The organism is Haliea atlantica (genome assembly GCF_054779855.1).
This window is the reverse complement of record NZ_BAAGXL010000005.1, coordinates 278,237-295,548: the sequence shown is the minus strand read 5'-3', so window position 1 is coordinate 295,548 and position 17,312 is coordinate 278,237. Positions and strand designations below refer to the sequence as shown.

Sequence of the window (17,312 nt, the reverse complement as noted above, 5' to 3'; positions counted from 1 at the left end):
CGCATATCAAAAGGAGCACAAACATGCTGAACAAGGACAGCGTCTCTCTCGAAGGCAAAGTGGCCCTGGTCACCGGCGGCGGCGCCGGCATCGGACACGCCATCGTGCAGGCCTATGGTGCACTGGGTGCAAAAATCGCCGTGGCGGAAATCAGCGCAGAAAAGGTCGAGGCACTGCGGGCCGAGCTCGCCGATGCCGGGGTCGATGCACTGGTGTCACAGACCGACGTCCGCGACAGTGCACAAGTCGCCGATTTCCTGGCCGAGGTAGACAAGCGCTACGCGCGACTGGACATCCTGGTCAATAACGTCGGCGATCACCTGGGCATGGTCAAGACACTGGAGCAGATGAGCGAGGAGGAATGGGACCAGGTCTATCAGATCAACCTGCGCCACCTGTTCGTGGTCACCAAGGCAGCGCTGCCCCTGATGCGCCGCAGCGGCGAGGGTGGCAGCATCATCAATGTCTCCTCCATCGAGGGCTTCCGCGCCAACCCCTACAATGTCATCTACACCTGCTGCAAGCATGCGGTGACCGGATTCACCCGCACCATGGCGCTGGAGCTGGCCAACGACAATATCCGGGTCAACACCATTGCGCCGGAGACCACCGACTCCGAACAGGTGCCACTGGAATATCTGCTGAAGCCGGGCCACGCCGGAGAGCTGCTGGGCAAGCCTGCCTACCTGACCCGCACCCTGCCCTCCAACCGCTTCGGTCGACCCGACGACCACGCCGGGGCAGCGGTCTTCCTGGCCACGGAGCTGTCCTCCTGGGTCAATGGCTCCACCATCAATGTGGACGGGGGTGGCCTCGCCGCCGCGGGCTTCCAGCGGATTCCCTCGGGCCCCTGGACCATTATCCCTGAGGTGACCGGGACGGGTGTTCAGGGCGTGGATTGACGCGCCCCGCCGCTTCGCGCCCGGCTATCCGTCCAAAGGCCAGGGCATCGGCAATGTGGAATCCCCCGTCCTTGCACCAGCTGTAGGTGGAACTCACCGAGCCCGCGGCATAGAGGCCGGGGATGACCTTGCCGAAGGTATCCAGCACTCGCGAGCGCCCGTCGCGCCGGGGGCCACCATTGGTCCATCCCAGCAGCGGCGGCGCATGGAAACCGTAGTAAGGCGGCTGACTGATGGCATGCAGGGTCTCCGGGCGCCGCCCGAGCTGGTGGTCGACCCCGGTATGGCAGGCGGTGTTGTAGGCCTCCACGGTCTGCTCCAGCCGGCTTGCGTCGAGCCCGAGCAGATCCGCCAGCTCGGCGAGGGTGTCCGCGCGCTGAATCCAGCCCCGTTCGATCTCGATGCTGTTGTCGTGACTCCAGTGGTAGCCTTTCATCAGGGCCTGCCAGCCAATCGGCAGCAGGTCGGGAGGGGGGCTCAAGGGGCCCGCACTGCGCAGATTCTCGTCGAAGATCACAAACAGGCTCTGCATCGGAAAACGCTCGTAACGCCCGTGCTGCCGCACATGCCCGTGTCGCGGGCCCGCCGATTCGTCGGCAAAGCGGCGCGCATCGGGTGACACGTAGATGTAGCTGTGCGGGCCCACGGCACGGGGCATGGCCAGGTAATAGCCCGCCTCACCCTCGCCGCGAATGCCGGTGATGGTCATCGCGCTCTGCATGTGCCAAAGATCCGCGCCGATCTTCTGCGCCATGCGCAACCCGTCCCCGGTGTTGGCCGGCGTGCCCCAGCGCACGACATCCGCCAGCCCCAGATAAGTACGCACCAGGTCCGCATCGGCCTCAAAGCCACCGGTAGCCAGTACCACGCCACCGCGGGCCAGGAGGCGCTTCTCGGCGCCATTGCGCTGCACCACAAGCCCCCGTATCTCCGCACTCTCGGGATCCTCAATCAGCTCCCTGGCGGGCGAGTCGTAGCAGACCTCAATCCCTCTCGCCCGGGCCGCATTGTGCAAAAACGTGTAGAGACGCTCGCTGCCCAGCACGCCGTCGACCGTATCCATGCCGGCGTAGCAGTCACTGCCGTCGAGCTCGGGATACTCGGGCACGGTGTGCACGCTGTCGCTGGTTTCGATTTGGGCACCCAGCCCGCGCAGCCAGTCGGAATTCAACGCGGTTTCGCGCGCCCAGCTGGCCACCACATCCTCCGGCAGGGGAAAACCCTCGCTCAGGGCGCGAAGATATATCGCGGCACGTTCTGGCGAGCGATTGACGAACCAGCCGCCCCCGGACAATCGAGTGTTGCCACCCGCGGTGTCCGGGCCACACTTCTCGATCAGCCGCACACTCGCACCCGACTCATGGGCCGCAAGGGCTGCCGCGTAGCCGGCAGCGCCGGCACCAACCACGATAACGTCGCAGCTTTCCTCATCATCCTGGCTCATTATTCTGTTTCCTTTGCGCGTGGATCGGATCGCCGCTGGCGAAGCACTTGCGACAAAAGGTAAACGAAGGCTGCGTGTCTGTCACTCCACAGGCTAGACTGGGGATCGTTGAACGGACTCGGGAGCTCCGCCAATGTCAGCTCGCCACTTCGGCGTGGATGGTTGCCGAGCCGGCTGGTTCTGCGTGGGCCTGGAGGAGGAAAAACTGTCGGGCGAGCTCTACCCAAGCCTCTCGTCCCTGGTCGAGGCCGCTGGCCGGGCGGGCAACGTATTGGTCGATATCCCGATCGGTCTCAAGGTCGGTTCGGAGGGGCCGCGGCAGTGTGACGTGCTGGCGAGACAGCACCTGGGCAAGCGGGCATCCAGCGTATTCAGCGCGCCCATTCGCGAGCTGCTGGAGGCCGGGGCCTATGCGGAAGCCAACGCCCTGAGCCGAGCACTTAGCGGCAAAGGGCTGAGCAAACAGACCTGGAACATCTGCGGGAAAATCCGGGAAGCGGATCGACTGCTGCAGACCTCCGACAGCGCCCGCCAGCGTCTCCGGGAGGCACATCCGGAACTCTGCTTCTACGGACTCAATCACGGCCGCCCCATGCAGCATGCCAAACGCAGCCAGGCGGGCTTCGAGGAGCGACTTGCACTGCTGGCCCGTCATCTGCCCGATGTGAGGCCTTTCCTGGACAACATGCTGATACGCTATCCGCGATCGCAACTGGCCCGCGACGATGTACTCGATGCAACGGTCTGCGCGCTGACCGCATCGCTACCTGCAAGCTGGCGGCACATCCCTGAAAACGGCGAAAGGGACCGTACTGGCCTGACCATGGAAATCATCTTTCCCGACCTCAGCAGTACCTGACGACCAAACGAAATGGCCGGGCACTCGGCCCGGCCAAGGAGGTCAGTCACCAGACTGACGCTTGTCGCGCTTCTCCCGGCGCTTTTCCTTCAGGCTTTTTTGCGGTGCCTTTTTCGGCTTCTCCTTGCTCATAACATCACCTCCAGAGAATCAAATCACCACCGGGCTGCCGCGCTTCCTCCCGGTATCACAATGTTGTGTGCGGCAGAGAAAGGACTTCATGGCGAATGCACCTCCTTCTCTCGAGGAAATTGGGTCAAGTCTCGTCGCGAATATCCACCAGCAGAAAGCGGTGCGACTGCCCGCCCAGGTCAACCTGCGCGATATCCCCCAGACGGGCACCAATCAGGGCAGCCCCCAGGGGTGAAAACACCGAGATGAGCCCTCGCTCGGGATCGGCCTGCTCCGGGGCCACCAGGGTCAACTCGGCCTGTTCGCCATAGCGCAGATCATCCAGCAGGAGGCGGCTGCCCAGGCGCGCAACCCTGCCGCTGTTCGCCGCCCCCCTGCCGTCGAGTTCGAGCGCTTCGAGCTGATCGAATACCCGGGACAGCTCGACCGGCTGACTGTAGACGCGGACACGGTCACAAAAGGCCCGCAGTGAATTCAGGAAAATGGCTGACATCATCAGACTCCCACGCAGCAGCGCACAGCCGCAGAGACACGCGCGGCTATCGCCGTAATGTGTTTTGGATAAGGACACTCAGACTGCCAGGCGCCCGCGAGCGCCTGGCTTAACAGGGGAAGGTGGGGGCCTTGAGGATTTGTACAGAGTACGCCCGAGGACGCATGGAAGAGCTCCCGCTATAAGCACGAAAACCTTGAACGACGCTGGACCATAGCCCTTCCCCGCAGGGAAAGCAAATCCCGACGATCGCGACGCCAGACCCTCTAGTGTGCCGCCTCTCCACCCGACAGCTGCATCAGTAACAGACCCGCAACGATCATGACGGCGGCGAGCATTCGTGTACCGTTCAGCGGCTCACCAAATACCAGGGCTCCGACCAGGAAGGTGCCCAGGGCACCGATGCCAGTCCAGACGACATAGGCGGTACCCAGGGGAAGGTAACGCATGGCGATAGCCAGCAGCCAGAAACTGGCGAGCATGGCGGGCAGCATGATCAGCGAAGGCAGCAGGCGGCTAAAGCCCTGGGACTGCTTCATGGCAGTGGCCCAGAGTATTTCGAGCAAACCGGCGACAAAAAGATAGATCCAGGCCATCTGACCCTCCTTGTACTGTCAGGGCCAGGCCGTCCTGGAAGTGGAACCCCGCAATGGGGCAGGAGGTCGTCCTCCTCCCCCGGGATTTTAGTGCCCCTGTCGCCGCGGGTAAACAGGGTGTGAGGCTCACCTGCAGGCCGCGACAGGATTCCGGCGAAAACTGCCTGGGCTGATGGCAGTTCTGCGTATTTGCTGCCACTATCTGCCCCATGCCGGATAAACCGTCTTCAGGTGCGAAATACCGCGGAACAGCGCAGGAGCCTCCTCTCGAGGAGCGCCCGCTGTTCGTGGTGCTGAATAACGGTTCCGGGCAGCAGGTCGGCGCCGCTGCAGGTGAACGTATTTGCGAGCTCTTGACCCGGGCGGGTCGCTCCGCCAAATTGTTGCTCGCGGACAAGGGGCAACTGGACCAAATGGCTCGGGAGGCAGTGCAGCGCGCAGTCGTCGAGCAAGGCATCGTGGTGGGCGCGGGTGGCGACGGCACACTGAACACGGTCGCCCAGGCCCTGCAGGGCTCAGGCATACCCTTCGGCGTGATCCCCCTGGGAACCTTCAACTACTTTGCGCGCAATCACGGCCTGCCGCAGAACCTGGAGGCCGCCACGCGGTGCCTGCTCGACGCTCGTGTGCAGCCGGTGCACGCCGGTTTTCTCAATGGTCATATCTTCCTGGTGAACGCCAGCCTGGGCCTCTACCCCAACCTTCTGGAGGATCGCGAAAGCGACAAGGCACAACTCGGCCGCAGCCGGCTGGTCGCCCTGTTTTCGGCGATCAAGACACTGGCCCGCGCGCACCGCGTTCTCGACGTCGACCTGGACCTGGAGGGCCAGACACGCCACCTGCGGACCGTATCCATGGTGGTGGGCAGCAATGCACTGCAACTGGAACACATCGGGGTGCCGCTGGCGGCGGCCGTCCGGGAAGGTGAGCTCGCCGCGATGCTGGTCAGGCCGATGGGCAAGCCGTCACTCTACGGGCTGTTGCTGCGTGGCCTGGTGTCGCGACTCGGCGAGACAGAGAACCTGCATTGCTTCAGTTTCTCCGAACTGCAGGTACAGCGCCGGCGCCGCCGGCGCATCAAGGTGGCCCTGGACGGGGAAATCCGACGCCTGTCACTGCCCCTGACCTTCACCGCCGGGCGCGAATGCCTGCCGCTATTGCTGCCTCGCGACCCCGCGCTATTGGTGCACCAATGACGACGCTTCTGCACATTTCCGATACGCATTTTGGTACCGAGCGGCCGTCTGTCATGGAGGCGCTGGTCCGCTTCGCGCAAAGCGAGGCGCCGGACTGTATTCTCTTCACCGGAGATATCACCCAGCGTGCCCGCCGACACCAGTTCGCCGCGGCGAGACGCTTTATCGGGCGCCTCTCCGCACCGGTCATCGCGGTACCAGGTAACCATGATATTCCCCTGTTCAACCTGCCGGCCCGTCTACTGAACCCTTTTGGCAACTACCGCCGTTACATAGGCAGATCCCTGGAACCACAGTTCGAGAGCCCTACCCTGCAAATCCTTGGCGTCAATACCACCCGCCCGTCGCGGCATGTCGACGGTGCCGTTTCATCCCGGCAGATAGCGCGCGTGAGTGATCAGCTACGCGCAGCACAGCCAGGGCAATTGCGGGTCGTGATCCAGCACCACCCGGTGCGCGCTATCGAACAGTCCGACTTGCACAATTTGCTGATCGGACACGAGGCTGCGGTACCCGCCTGGGTCGATGCCGGCATGGACCTGTTACTGGCGGGACATATCCATTTGCCGTATATCCGCCCCCTGCAGGGGCACAGTGGGCGCCAGGCCCTGACGATCCAGGCCGGTACAGCCCTGTCGAGCCGCACTCGCGGCGAGACTGGCAACTCGCTCAACCTCATTCGGTACACGCCACCCCGCGAGCAACAAAACGTCACACGACGCTGCATGGTGGAACGCTGGGACTTCGAGGCTGATCGGGATGCCTTCTGTCTGGCCGACCGGCAGACACAGGTTTTCACTTGATGGAGCGCCGACGCGGCGCGACATGATGTGGTCCAGCGGCGCTTCCGCAGCGTATCCGGGACAAGCACTCCACTAGCGCAACTGTGATGCCAGACACCCTGTACTACGATGGCCTGTGCGGCCTGTGCACCCGTGAAATCCGGACATTGCGCCGGCTGCAGCGCGGACAACTGGACTTTGCCGACATCCACCAGCTCAGCGCCGGGGACCCGCTCCCATCGCGCGAAATACTGCTCAAGCGGCTCCACCTGCACACCTCGGAAGGCCAGTGGCTGGTCGGCCTGCCGGCGACCGTTCGCGCCTGGTCACACACCCGCTGGGGCTGGCTGTTCAGGCCCCTGCTGTGGCCCGGTCTTCGCTCGCTGAGCGAACGCCTCTATCGCCGCTGGGCGGAGCGCCGCTACCGGCGCCTGTATGCCTGTTCGGTCTGCATGGGAGCGGAAGAATGAACGTCCTCATCGTGGGTGGCAACGGCGGTATCGGCCGTGCCCTGATCGAACATCTGCTGGCCGACGAGCGTGTTGAAGGCCTGGATGCTACCTGGCGCGCGAGCACGCCACCGAAGATTGACGACCCGCGTGTCCACTGGCACCAGGTCGATCCGGGCCTGGAAAGCAGCGTGGCTGAACTGGCTGCCGGTCTGCCACCGCTGCATCGCGTGATCGTCGCGGGCGGTCTCCTCCACGATGCGAAACACGGCCCCGAAAAAACCATTCGTCGCTTCGACCCGGACTTTTTTCTGGACAGTCTGCGTGCAAACACCCTCCCCGCCCTGCTGCTGGCCAAGCACCTGGAGCCGAAACTGCGACACGACCAGCACTCGGCATTCGCCGTCCTGTCGGCGCGCGTGGGCAGCATTGGCGAGAACCATCGCGGCGGCTGGTACAGTTACCGCAGCTCCAAGGCAGCCTTGAACATGGCCCTCAAAACGCTGGCCATCGAGTGGCGTCTGCGCTTGCCGCACTGTTCGGTGGCAGCGCTGCACCCCGGGACTGTCGACACCACGCTCTCGGCACCCTTCCAGTCACGTGTCCCGGAGGGCAAGCTGTTCACGCCGGAATACGCCGCTGGCAAGCTGCTCGCCGTGATCGACCAACTTGGCCCGGAAAACAGCGGGCAGTTCTGGAGCTGGGACGGCACGGAGCTGCCCTGGTAATCATCGGCTCGCCGGGCTGCGCCGCGGTGGCTCAGCGAAACAGCTGACTCTGGCGCGCGACACGCCGCTCTACCGCCTGACTGAATACTTCGGCGGACGCCGCCAGCAGGGTGAAATGCTCCCGCGCCCGGGTCACCGCGGTGTAGATCAGCTCCCGGGTCAGCACCGGCGACACCGCGTCCGGCATGACCAGTGCGGTGTGCCGGAACTCCGAGCCCTGGGACTTGTGCACCGTCATGGCGTAAACCGTCTCCACCTGTTGCAACCGGCTCGGCAGCACCCAGCGGATGCCACCCTGTCCATCACCGGCGGGGAAGGCAACACGCAGAATCGTGCCGCGCTCAGGCTTGCCAAACTCGAGCGGCACACGCAGGGCGATCCCGATATCGCCGTTCATCAGGCGCAGGCCGTAGTCGTTGCCAGTCACCAGCACGGGGCGCCCCTCGTACCAGCGCGCATCGGAGGCACCGTGGCGCGGGTCCGGCAAGCCCTGCACGGGCGCCGGTCCCTGCAGGACACCTTCGCCCTCCACGTCCCCGCGTATCAGTCCGGCTCGCGCCAGCGCCTGCTCAATTTGCTGATTGAGTGTCTCGACCCCGTAGTCCCCCTGGCGCAAGGGTGTCAGCACCTGAAACTGACCGTGGGCCCGCAGGATCTCCAGCGCCCAGGCATCCCAGTCGGACCTTGGATCGCCGGGGCCCGGGCGCGCGACCGGCCCGTCGCCGATGCTTTCCAGGTAGTGGCGATAGCCGCGCAGCGCGGCGCCCGCGCCACCCTCGACAGCCAGGGCTGTCAGGGGACGCCAGTCACCCACGGGCAAGCCGACTACCTCCAGGTCATCGAAACCGCCGTCAGCGAGAAGCGCTCTCGCTCGCCGACTGTCCCCGGCATTCACTGACCGGGCCAGCTCGCCAATACCGCTGGTGGCATCGAAACGGAAAGACTCCCGCAGCATCGCCACCGCCTGGTCCAGTGGCCGCCCCTCGCGATCCTGCAGGGGCTGCTCGATCGCGTAACCGGTCGCGGCCTCCAGCCAGTCCGCCAGTGCGGGATGATAGTGCGCCGCTTCGGCGCGGGCGCAGAGACTGCCCAGTACTGCGCCCGCTTCCACGGAGGCGAGCTGGTCCTTGTCCCCCAGCAGCACCAGGCGGGCGTGCTCCGGAAGCGCCTCCAGCAACAGCGCCATCATTTCAATATCCACCATCGAGGCCTCGTCCACCACCAGTACGTCCAGGGGCAGCGGGTGGAAACGGTGGTGCCGGAAGTGCCGTGTATCCGGTCGCGCACCCAGCAGTCGGTGCAGAGTCGTGACTTCGCTGTGAATGGCAGCGCGCACGCGCTCTGCCTGCGGCAGATCAAGCTCCGACAGCGAGCCGATCTGGCCGCTGATGGACTCATTGAGCCGCGCCGCTGCCTTGCCCGTCGGTGCCGCCAAGCGAACACGCAGTGGCTCGCCTCCCGACTGCATCGCCAGTACCTGCAGCAGGGCCAGGAGACGAATCACCGTGGTGGTCTTGCCGGTTCCCGGCCCGCCGGTGATCACCGCAAAGCGCGAACGGGCCCCCAGGGCACAGGCCAGCTTCTGCCAGCGGGCGGGGTAGGCCCGGGGATCCCCGGGCGGAAACAGCCGGTCAAGCACCGATCGCAGGGCGCCGGGCTCGGGTGTTTCGCCGGCCACCAGGCGTCCCTGCACACCACCCGCCACCTGTGCCTCGAAGCGCCAGTAACGGCGCAGGTAGAGATGGTCGCCCTCCAGCACCAGCGGCTGATTCCCCGCGCCACTGCCGACCGCGCTCCACCCCCTTAGATGCTCCCCCCAGTCGTCACCCATGCGCGACATCAGCTCATCCGGCGCAAGCGGCAGCTCCCTGTCGTACTGACCCTGTCGTGGCGTCGCCGTGATCAGCTCGCGAGGCTGGCTACGCGCTTGCGTCAAGTCGAGCAGGAGATGGCCCTGGCCGGCCTGGTGGCTGACCAGCATCGCCGCCAGCAGGCCCGCAGGCTCGGCATCCGCCGCCAGTGTGGCGAGGCGATGGGCCAGGGCGACATCCAGCTCGCGGATCCAGCCCTGGTCGGCCCAGGCAAACATCAGGCGCAGCAGTGCCGCCTTGTCAGCCAGCGCCTCCTCTATCCCGGGCAGGTTTTTCCCGCTATCGATCATGCCTGCTCCTCCACCGTGCCGTCAGCGACGGAGTCGCCTGCCAGGCAGTCGTCCCAGGCCTCGACCACCGCGCGGGGCGGCTTGATCCGGACCACACCGCGTGAGGGGGCGCGAATGCCACGCAGGAAGACCAGCATCGCACCGCCGACGTGGCGTTCGTAGTCGTAGTCAGCGCCCAGGCTGTGGCGCAGGTGCCGGTGCAGAGCGACCAGATAGATCGCCAGCTGCAAGTCATAGCGCTTGTCCAGCAGCGCGCGCTGCATCGCCGGCATCTGGTAGGCACTGTCGTCTGCCCCCAGCCAGTTGGACTTCCAGTCAATCACGTAATAGCAACCCTCGTGCTCGAGCAGCAGGTCGATGAAACCTTTCATCAGGCCATTCAGTTGCTGGCGGCGCAGCGCCGGCCGCGTTTCGCCGGGAAACACCCCCTGGCTGACCCGCTGGTCCAGGTCTGCGGTAGAGGCCCGGGTGGTGGCAAACCAGAAGTCCGGCTCGGCGCGGTAATGTCGCAGGCTCTCCAGCGTCGGTCCGTTTTCCCCTTCGGCGGCCAGGGGCGTGGTCAACCAGTCCCGCATGCCCGACTGCAGGGCCGGGACATGCAGCTCCCAGCCGCGTCGCCTGCAGCGCTCCAGCAGCTGCTCCTGCAATCCCGCGTCCCCCAGCGCCTGCTCGAACCCGGCGTTGGCCAGGCTTTCCAGCACACCGTGCAGAAAGGTGCCGGGCTCAGGCCCACGGGGAAAGGCATGCAGGCTGCCGGGACGCGGAAGAGCCTGCTCACCAACAGTGCCAACCCGAGGCTCGTTCAGCCGGTGCTCCTCATCGCGCACCTCGGCCTCGAAGGTTTCCGGTGTCGCCCCGGCGCGCTGTTGTAGAGCGGAATAGCTGGCAATCCACCAGGGGCGGAAACTGCGGTGGCTCGGGCTGCGAGCCGGGTGTTGTGCGACGCACTCCGCGATCAGCTGGTAGCGGGTATCGCGACTGTCGCTTTCATCGAGCACGATATCGCGGCAGTTGCGGCCAAGACGCTGCCAGCACCCGCGCAGGGCCTGCAGATCGTCGATCTTCTCATTACCCGCCAGCAGGTAGCCCAGCGCCGACTTGTGCAGCTCGGCGGTCTTCGCGTTGCCGGTTTTCAGTGCCGCCAGCCCCAGGAAAGTCGCGTGACGGGCACGGGTCAGCGCCACGTAGAGGAGACGCACTTCCTCGGCAAGCCGCTCGTCATCGGCCGCTTCGAAGCTGTCCCGCGCCAGCTCCTTCTTCGGCGCGAGCTCCAGCAGAGGGGTTTCGTCACGGTGAAACAGAGGGCGTCCAGACTTGGCAGTCACCTCCCGGAAGGTGCAGATGAAAGGCAGCACGACCACCGGGTACTCCAGTCCCTTGGACTTGAAGATGGTGACCACTTGAATCAGATCGGCGTCACTCTCCAGGCGCAGGATCTGCTCATCCTGCCCCGGTTCTTCGATGTGTTCCGCCAACAGGCGGACCAGGGCGTGGTCGCCATCCAGTGTGTCGCTGGCCTGCTGGGCCCATTCGGCCAGGTGCAGCAGGTTGGTCAATCGTCGTTCACCGCGCGGCCCGGCCAGGAGGTGCTCGGGCACCCTGTAGTCGTGCAGCAGCTGGCGCAGGGCAGGCAATACACCTTGCCGCTGCCAGCGCTGCCGGTAGCCGACAAAGCCTTCCTGGGCGCGTTCCCAGGCGGCCTCATCGCGCTGTAGCAGGTCCAGCTGGGACAGCGACAGGCCCAGGGTAGCGGTGGCGAGGGCCGAGCGCAGGGTGGAGACCGACTCGGGGCTGGCCATGGCGCGTAGCCAGTACAGCAGGTCGCGCGCCTCCGGGGAGTCGAACACGCTGTCGCGATCGGACAGGTAGACACTCGACAGGCCCCGTTCCGCCAGGGCTTCCCGGATGGCCCTGGCCTCGCTGCGATCGCGCACCAGGATGGCGACATCCCGCGCTCGCAGGGGCGTGGGCGCGCCCTCCCCGGGCCCGCCAAAACCGCAGGCGCCCTCCGCGGCGAGATTCAGCCAGTCGGCAATCCGGTTGGCGCTGTGCCGGGCGGCCTCGCGCAGGTAGTCGGTCTTGCCCAGCAGGCCGCTGTCCCTGTCCCCCGGCAACAGCCAGCCGGTAAGCGCCGCGACCGGCTGGTCCCGCAGCAACCACTGCTCGCGGCGGCCCCGGGCCCGCACCGCGTGAAACGGCAGCGGGTTGTCCTCCGCATGCCCGGACCGGGCAAAGCGGAAAGCGCCCCGCTCGTGGGTCTCCTCGGCCCGCAGGAACAGGTGGTTGACCGCGTTCACCGCCGCCTGGCTGGAGCGGAAGTTGGTATCCAGGCTGTAGTGGCTGCCCCGAGTGGCGTGGCGCGCCGCCAGGTAGGTGTGAATGTCCCCACCGCGAAAGCCGTAGATGGCCTGCTTGGGGTCACCGATCAGGATCAGCGCGGTATCGTCGTCGACCCCGGCGGTGCCCGCGGCCGGCTCGCGCCCGGGCGCCGGGTTACCCACTCCATAGATCGCGGCAAAGATCCGGTACTGAGCCGGGTCGGTGTCCTGGAATTCGTCGATCATCGCCACCGGAAACTGGACGCGAATACGCGCCGCCAGACTCTCGCCCGCGGGGCCTTCGAGGGCTTCCGCCAGACCGCGAATCATGTCGTCAAAGCTCATCTGTGCCCGTGTTTCCAGCTGCTCGGCGAGGCGACGGGAGACCCAGTCGCGGGCATCGGCCAGCACCAGGGGATAGAGCGACCGCTGCAAGTCATCCGCCTCGGCCCGGGCGCGATGCCAGCTGTCGAGATGTTCGAACAGCGGCAGGGCGGGTGGCTCCTCGCGCTGATTCAGTTGCAGCTGACTCCGCGCCAGTTTTTTCACGAAGGCAGTGTCTTTCAGCGGCAGCTCGCCCCGCCCCCAGCGATGCAGCTCTTCCAACCACCCGGCGAAGGTCGCGTCGTCATTCTTGCCCCGGAAGCGGGTGCCGTTCAGGCGCGGCCGCAGGTCCTGCAAGGTCTCCTTCAGCTGGGCGGCATCGCGCGCCCAGGCCTCGCGGGCCCGGAGCTCGGATGCATGCAGACTCGCGCCGCAGGCGCCCAGACGCGCCAGCGGGGCGCGATAGTCTTCACCCTCGAGCGGCTCGCCGGCGTAAACCAGGCTGGCATCATCGCGCTGCAGCAGGCCGCGCAGGTCCCGGTAGAGTCGCTGGGGCGAGGGGAACAGCGCAAGCAGCGCGGCGGCCTGTGCCGCATCCAGGGGGTACACCCGTGTTCGCCAGTAATCGGCGACCGCCTCCAGGGTGGGCTCGGTCAGGTCCTTGACCAGTTCCTGGCGAAACAGGCGGCCGCTGTCGAAGGCGTGCTCCCGGAGCATGCGCTGGGCCCAGCTGTGGATGGTGGAGATGGCGGCATCGTCCATCCACTCTGCGGCCAGCTCAAGGCGGCGGGCGCAGTGGGGCCAGGTCTCCGGCGGAAAGTCCGCCCGCAGCTGTGCCAGCAGGGGGTCGCGCTCCCCAAGGTCGTCGCCCTCCTGCGCCCGGAAGGCCTCCGTCGCCTCCACCAGGCGATGGCGGATGCGGTCGCGCAGCTCGAGACTCGCAGCTTCCGTGAAGGTCACCACCAGAATCTCCGGCGGCACCAGGGTGCGGGAAAAGCCGTTGTCGCGGCCGGGGCTCTCGCCCGTTGGCTGACCGTGGCCAAGTACCAGGCGGACATAGAGCAGAGCAATGGTGAAAGTCTTGCCCGTGCCGGCGCTGGCTTCGATCAACCGCGTGCCGCGCAGGGGCAGGTCCAGGGCAAGGTTCTTGTGGGTGTCCGGCGCCGGGCTCATGACTGCTCCTCCCTCTCAGCACTCACCCACCCATGCAGGTCGGCATACAGTCCCAGGCTCGCGGCGGCAAAATCGGGCGCCGCCAGCAGGGATTCCAGGCTCGGGAACTCGCGAAGCAACAGGGGGTTGCGCTGTTCCAGCCGCTCCCAGGCTCTGCGCCACTCATCGCGCAGCCTGCGGTCCTGCCAGGCTTCCGCCGGCGGCCAGGCGGCCGACTTTCCTGTCGCGGGGGGGTAATGGCCCAGGGTGGGCAGTGCCAGCTCCGGGTGAGTGGGTGTCGGACGGTGCATGCCCCGATGCCAGGCTTGCAGCAGCCGGGTGAGCCAGGTGCGCGCCTGTTCGGCGGGCATGCCGGGCAGCGTCAGGGTCCCGCTCGGCGACACCAGGTAGCTGGGCGCACCCGCCTGCAGCAGTTGCAGGGCGAGGTGGGCCGGCCAGTGACGCAGCAGTTGGCTCCAGCGCCACTCCTTGCCCTGGTGAACGGGGCTGGTCAGCAGCACGATGCGCGCCAGGCGAGGGTCGCCCGCGGAGGTCGCTCCCTGATGCAAACTGTCGAGGCTGCCCTCCAGGGACAGGTCCGCCGCATCCCCCACAGGTTCTGGGACCACTGTTACCTGGGGGGCCACCGACAGGCGCTGGGGATACTCCCGCAGCAGCTCGCGGTAGGCCTCCAGGGTCGACGGCAGCGGCTCGAGCAAGGACTCGCGAACGATGGCCCCCACGGGCTGCGGCGGATAATCGCCGGCCCGCTGACGCTGCGCGACCCGGGCCGAGAAAACCTCTGCCAGGTTCAGCCCGGGTGTCTGCGCCAGCTGCTGGCCGAGAGGTTGCAGGAGAGCGTCCCGCTGCTGCCAGGTGGCCAGGCCATCGAAGTCAAAAGGCTCATCGTCCTCACCCGCAAGGTCAGCCTCGCTCAGTGATATCGACAGCCGCTCGCGGAACAGGGCCGCCACCGGGTCGCGCAGAAAGCGCTCCAGTTGCGCCAGGGTCACCGCGGCCTCCGGCTGCCAGGGCGGCAGCGATTCAGCCGCTTTCACCGCCGGCGCGGCAGGTGTGTCGACAATGCCCTGCCACTCGCTGGCGTAGGTAAACAGGTCTTCCTCGCCACGGAAATAGTCCGCACCGAAGGCTTGCAGGGGGTGTTCCGTGGTCAGCGCCGCGAGGACCGCCTGCATCGCAGCACCGGCCGCGCTGGCACCCAGCGCCTCCAGCGGTGGCTGCCCCTCCAGACGCCAGCCGCGCGCGAGGTGGTCCCGCAGCTGACCGACCAGGACACTGGGGGGCTGCTCGCTGTTGTCCTTCACGCTGCGGCCACACCAGCTGATACCCAGGCGCCGCCGCGCGGAGAGCAGTGCCTCCAGGAAGAGATAGCGGTCGTCATCCCGGCGCGAGCGGTCGCCCGCGCGATAGTGACCGCGCAGCGCCATGAGATCGAAATCCGGCGTATCCACCCTGCGCGGGTAGGCCCCGTCGTTCATGCCCAGCAGATGAATATGCGCAAAGGGTATGGCTCGCATGGGCATCAGGGTGGCAAAGGTGATCCGCCCGACCAGAAAATTCTGGGACAGGCGCGGCTCATCCAGTCGCGCCAGCCAGCTTTCCCGCACAACGGCGAGGGGCAGGGGCACCGCCAGGGCGGCGTCCTCGATTTCCTCCAGCCAGTCCTCCAGGCTCCCGCGAATCATTCCCAGGAGGCTCTCCTCCGCGGGCTGGGTCGCTTGCAGCGTGGCATCCAGCATGGCGGCCAGAGTCTCCCCCCACTCGGCGGCCGTCCGCGGCGCCTGCAAGGCACCCCGGAACTCTTCCAGGGTCAGCACCAGGCGGTAGAGCGGGCCCACCAGGGCCGCATCCAGCCCCGCAACCTCATCGTAGGGCACCACGCCCTGCCAGTCGTCGCCATTGCTGTCGGGCTCGCCCACCGCATAGCCCATCAGCATACGTTCGAGGCCGAAGCGCCAGGTATGCAGCTCATCGTGCAGGGGCAGATCCAGGTCGCTGCGCTGTTCGGCGTCCAGCCCCCAGCGGATATTGGCACCGCGTATCCAGCGCTGCAGTATCGGCAGGTCGCCTTCCGCCAGGCCAAAACGCTCCCGCAGGGGCGGGATTTCCAGCAGGTCCAGCATCTCACTGGCCCGGAATCGCAGCTGCGGCAGGGACAACAGGGTATCCACGGCCACCAGCATCGGCTCACGGTGGCGCTGTCGCTGGTCGGCAACGTGGTAGGGCAGATAGCGCGGCTCTCCGGGCAGGAACTGCCCGAAAACCGCATCGATGTAGGGCGCGTAGTCGTTGATGTCCGGCACCATGACCATCACGTCCCGCGGCTGCAGGTCGGGGTCGGCGGCAAAGGCATCCAGCAACTGGTCGTGCAGGACCTCCAGTTCCCGCTGGGGGCTGTGACAGACATGGAAGCGGATCGACCGGTCCCCGCCCGGCACCAGCGCCGGCCAGTGCGCCTGTGTTTCTGCCAGGGGTCGCAGGGCAAGAATGTCCGCCTGCAACTGCCCCAGCAGCGTTTCGGTATCCGGCGGCGTAAAGACATCCACCGGTTGCTGCAGAGCCGCCAGGGCCTCGGTATCAGTGGCGTCGTACTGTCCCAGCAATTGCAGGTAGTCGCGCCCCTGCTTGCCCCAGGCCGCCAGCAGCGGGTGGGCATGCAGGTGCAGCAATTCTGGGTTGAGATGCAGTGCCGCCGGCATGCCCCGCCGACGCTGCTGGCGATGGTAGCGGCGCAGGGCCTCGCGGGTCTCGATGATCTCGCCCCAGTCGTGCTCACAGGGGTTGAGCAGACACAGGATCACCTCGCTGACCGCGGCCACCCCCGCCAGCACCTCGAGCATCTGTCGGGGCAGCGAGGAAATGCCGAACACCACCACCCGCGGTGGCAGCGCCGCGGGCCGGGAGGGCAACTGCCCAGCGGCCGCCAGGAAGCGCCGGTGTACCGCGCCGCGGTGACTGCCGCTATCCACCGGCGCCAGGGATTCGCCGATATGTCGCCAGAGCGCTGGCTGCCAGCGCTGGTCCGCGGGAACTGGCACCCGCTCCCCCGTCGGCAGCACCAGCTCGTCGCGACCCGCCTCCCAGGCGCTCAGCCAGTCGGCCCGGTAAACCTGGTACTGGTCGAAGAGGTCAGCCAGGCGCTCGGCCAGCTGGTAGTGCTTGCGCAGCGTGTCGTCCCCGATCAGGTAGCGCTCCAGGGGCGCGTACAAGGTGTCCTCCCGAAGTGTGGGAAGCAGCCCCAGCAGGCGCCAGCGCAGACGCGTCTTGTCCCAGGGGGAGGTAGCGGGTACGCGGCCGGGGCCCTCGACGGCCTCGATCACGCTGCGGTAGGCCTGCCACTGGAAGCGGGCCGGGAGCATGACGTCCGTCCCCAGGCAGATGCCGCGACCCGGCGCGCCCTGCAACTCCGCGATGGAGGTCTTCAGCCATTGGGCGATACCGTTGCTCTGGACCAGAAATGCCGTGTGATCCAGGGGGTGCAAGGGCTCCCGCGCCAGCCACATCAGGGCCAGGTCGCGCAGATCCTCCATGCGATTGCCCTGCAGCACGACCAGGCCCTGGGCGTGCGATGGGGGCGATTGTGTCATGCCGGTCCCTCCCTGGCGTCGACTGGTGCGCGGCGTCGGCGACAACTCTACGCCATGCCGCGGCGCGGCGCAGCGCTGTATGCACGAACAGGCCGATTTTTCAGGCAGATGCGCGCGACCCCTGCTGCCGTGTGTTCGATTCGCGGGTAAAACCACTTGGCCTGTCGC

12 protein-coding genes are annotated in these 17,312 nt (G+C 66.5%); 6 read left to right on the top strand and 6 right to left on the bottom strand.

Going from position 1 to position 17,312, the window contains the following annotated elements:
* Nucleotides 1–23: 23 nt before the first annotated feature.
* On the top strand, nucleotides 24–902 hold the full coding sequence (locus ACYVGS_RS06550; protein ID WP_460587866.1) for an SDR family NAD(P)-dependent oxidoreductase: 879 nt from the start codon (nucleotides 24–26) through the stop codon (nucleotides 900–902).
* Here the strand turns inward: ACYVGS_RS06550 and ACYVGS_RS06545 are convergent.
* Nucleotides 859–2,346, bottom strand: coding sequence for an FAD-dependent oxidoreductase (locus tag ACYVGS_RS06545; RefSeq protein ID WP_460587865.1), 1,488 nt, complete (start codon nucleotides 2,344–2,346; stop codon nucleotides 859–861). The genes ACYVGS_RS06550 and ACYVGS_RS06545 overlap by 44 nt on opposite strands.
* Nucleotides 2,347–2,479: 133 nt before the next feature.
* On the opposite strand from ACYVGS_RS06545, the gene ACYVGS_RS06540 reads away from it, so the two are divergent.
* Entirely contained in the window at nucleotides 2,480–3,205 is a 726-nt protein-coding gene (locus tag ACYVGS_RS06540; protein WP_460587864.1) for a DUF429 domain-containing protein, read from the top strand.
* A gap of 256 nt (nucleotides 3,206–3,461) precedes the next feature.
* On the opposite strand, the gene ACYVGS_RS06535 is transcribed toward ACYVGS_RS06540, so the two are convergent.
* Nucleotides 3,462–3,833, bottom strand: coding sequence for a GreA/GreB family elongation factor (locus tag ACYVGS_RS06535; protein ID WP_460587863.1), 372 nt, complete (start codon nucleotides 3,831–3,833; stop codon nucleotides 3,462–3,464).
* A gap of 263 nt (nucleotides 3,834–4,096) precedes the next feature.
* Nucleotides 4,097–4,426, bottom strand: a complete 330-nt coding sequence (locus ACYVGS_RS06530; protein WP_460587862.1) for a DMT family transporter — start codon at nucleotides 4,424–4,426, stop codon at nucleotides 4,097–4,099.
* Nucleotides 4,427–4,713: 287 nt separating this feature from the next.
* Here ACYVGS_RS06530 and ACYVGS_RS06525 point away from each other — a divergent pair, with 287 nt between their 5' ends.
* The 4 genes from ACYVGS_RS06525 (at nucleotide 4,714) to ACYVGS_RS06510 (ending at nucleotide 7,581) form a co-directional block, all read left to right on the top strand.
* On the top strand, nucleotides 4,714–5,622 hold the full coding sequence (locus ACYVGS_RS06525; protein WP_460587861.1) for a diacylglycerol/lipid kinase family protein: 909 nt from the start codon (nucleotides 4,714–4,716) through the stop codon (nucleotides 5,620–5,622).
* Nucleotides 5,619–6,425: a metallophosphoesterase family protein gene (locus tag ACYVGS_RS06520; protein WP_460587860.1), complete on the top strand. Its 807-nt coding sequence runs from the start codon at nucleotides 5,619–5,621 to the stop codon at nucleotides 6,423–6,425. The genes ACYVGS_RS06525 and ACYVGS_RS06520 overlap by 4 nt, the downstream gene beginning before the upstream one ends.
* 86 nt (nucleotides 6,426–6,511) lie before the next feature.
* Entirely contained in the window at nucleotides 6,512–6,874 is a 363-nt protein-coding gene (locus tag ACYVGS_RS06515; protein WP_460587859.1) for a thiol-disulfide oxidoreductase DCC family protein, read from the top strand.
* Nucleotides 6,871–7,581, top strand: coding sequence for a Rossmann-fold NAD(P)-binding domain-containing protein (locus ACYVGS_RS06510; protein ID WP_460587858.1), 711 nt, complete (start codon nucleotides 6,871–6,873; stop codon nucleotides 7,579–7,581). The genes ACYVGS_RS06515 and ACYVGS_RS06510 overlap by 4 nt, the downstream gene beginning before the upstream one ends.
* A 31-nt stretch (nucleotides 7,582–7,612) precedes the next feature.
* On the opposite strand, the gene recD is transcribed toward ACYVGS_RS06510, so the two are convergent.
* From recD to recC, 3 genes are read right to left on the bottom strand one after another with little or no spacing between them, the layout of a single operon-like run.
* Nucleotides 7,613–9,742, bottom strand: a complete 2,130-nt coding sequence (recD, locus tag ACYVGS_RS06505; protein ID WP_460587857.1) for an exodeoxyribonuclease V subunit alpha family protein — start codon at nucleotides 9,740–9,742, stop codon at nucleotides 7,613–7,615.
* The gene (gene recB, locus ACYVGS_RS06500) at nucleotides 9,739–13,557 is read right to left on the bottom strand and encodes an exodeoxyribonuclease V subunit beta (RefSeq protein ID WP_460587856.1); all 3,819 of its coding nucleotides are present in this window, start codon (nucleotides 13,555–13,557) and stop codon (nucleotides 9,739–9,741) included. Before recB ends, recD begins: the two co-directional genes overlap by 4 nt.
* Nucleotides 13,554–17,144: an exodeoxyribonuclease V subunit gamma gene (gene recC, locus ACYVGS_RS06495; RefSeq protein WP_460587855.1), complete on the bottom strand. Its 3,591-nt coding sequence runs from the start codon at nucleotides 17,142–17,144 to the stop codon at nucleotides 13,554–13,556. Before recC ends, recB begins: the two co-directional genes overlap by 4 nt.
* Nucleotides 17,145–17,312: the final 168 nt, after the last annotated feature.

Excerpts from the sequence above, each read along its gene's own strand:
- ACYVGS_RS06550 (WP_460587866.1), top strand. The coding sequence starts at position 24 with ATGCTGAACAAGGACAGCGTCTCTCTCGAAGGCAAAGTGGCCCTGGTC.
- ACYVGS_RS06545 (WP_460587865.1), bottom strand. The coding sequence starts at position 2,346 with ATGAGCCAGGATGATGAGGAAAGCTGCGACGTTATCGTGGTTGGTGCC.
- ACYVGS_RS06540 (WP_460587864.1), top strand. The coding sequence starts at position 2,480 with ATGTCAGCTCGCCACTTCGGCGTGGATGGTTGCCGAGCCGGCTGGTTC.
- ACYVGS_RS06535 (WP_460587863.1), bottom strand. The coding sequence starts at position 3,833 with ATGATGTCAGCCATTTTCCTGAATTCACTGCGGGCCTTTTGTGACCGT.
- ACYVGS_RS06530 (WP_460587862.1), bottom strand. The coding sequence starts at position 4,426 with ATGGCCTGGATCTATCTTTTTGTCGCCGGTTTGCTCGAAATACTCTGG.
- ACYVGS_RS06520 (WP_460587860.1), top strand. The coding sequence starts at position 5,619 with ATGACGACGCTTCTGCACATTTCCGATACGCATTTTGGTACCGAGCGG.
- ACYVGS_RS06515 (WP_460587859.1), top strand. The coding sequence starts at position 6,512 with ATGCCAGACACCCTGTACTACGATGGCCTGTGCGGCCTGTGCACCCGT.
- ACYVGS_RS06510 (WP_460587858.1), top strand. The coding sequence starts at position 6,871 with ATGAACGTCCTCATCGTGGGTGGCAACGGCGGTATCGGCCGTGCCCTG.
- recD (WP_460587857.1), bottom strand. The coding sequence starts at position 9,742 with ATGATCGATAGCGGGAAAAACCTGCCCGGGATAGAGGAGGCGCTGGCT.
- recB (WP_460587856.1), bottom strand. The coding sequence starts at position 13,557 with ATGAGCCCGGCGCCGGACACCCACAAGAACCTTGCCCTGGACCTGCCC.
- recC (WP_460587855.1), bottom strand. The coding sequence starts at position 17,144 with ATGACACAATCGCCCCCATCGCACGCCCAGGGCCTGGTCGTGCTGCAG.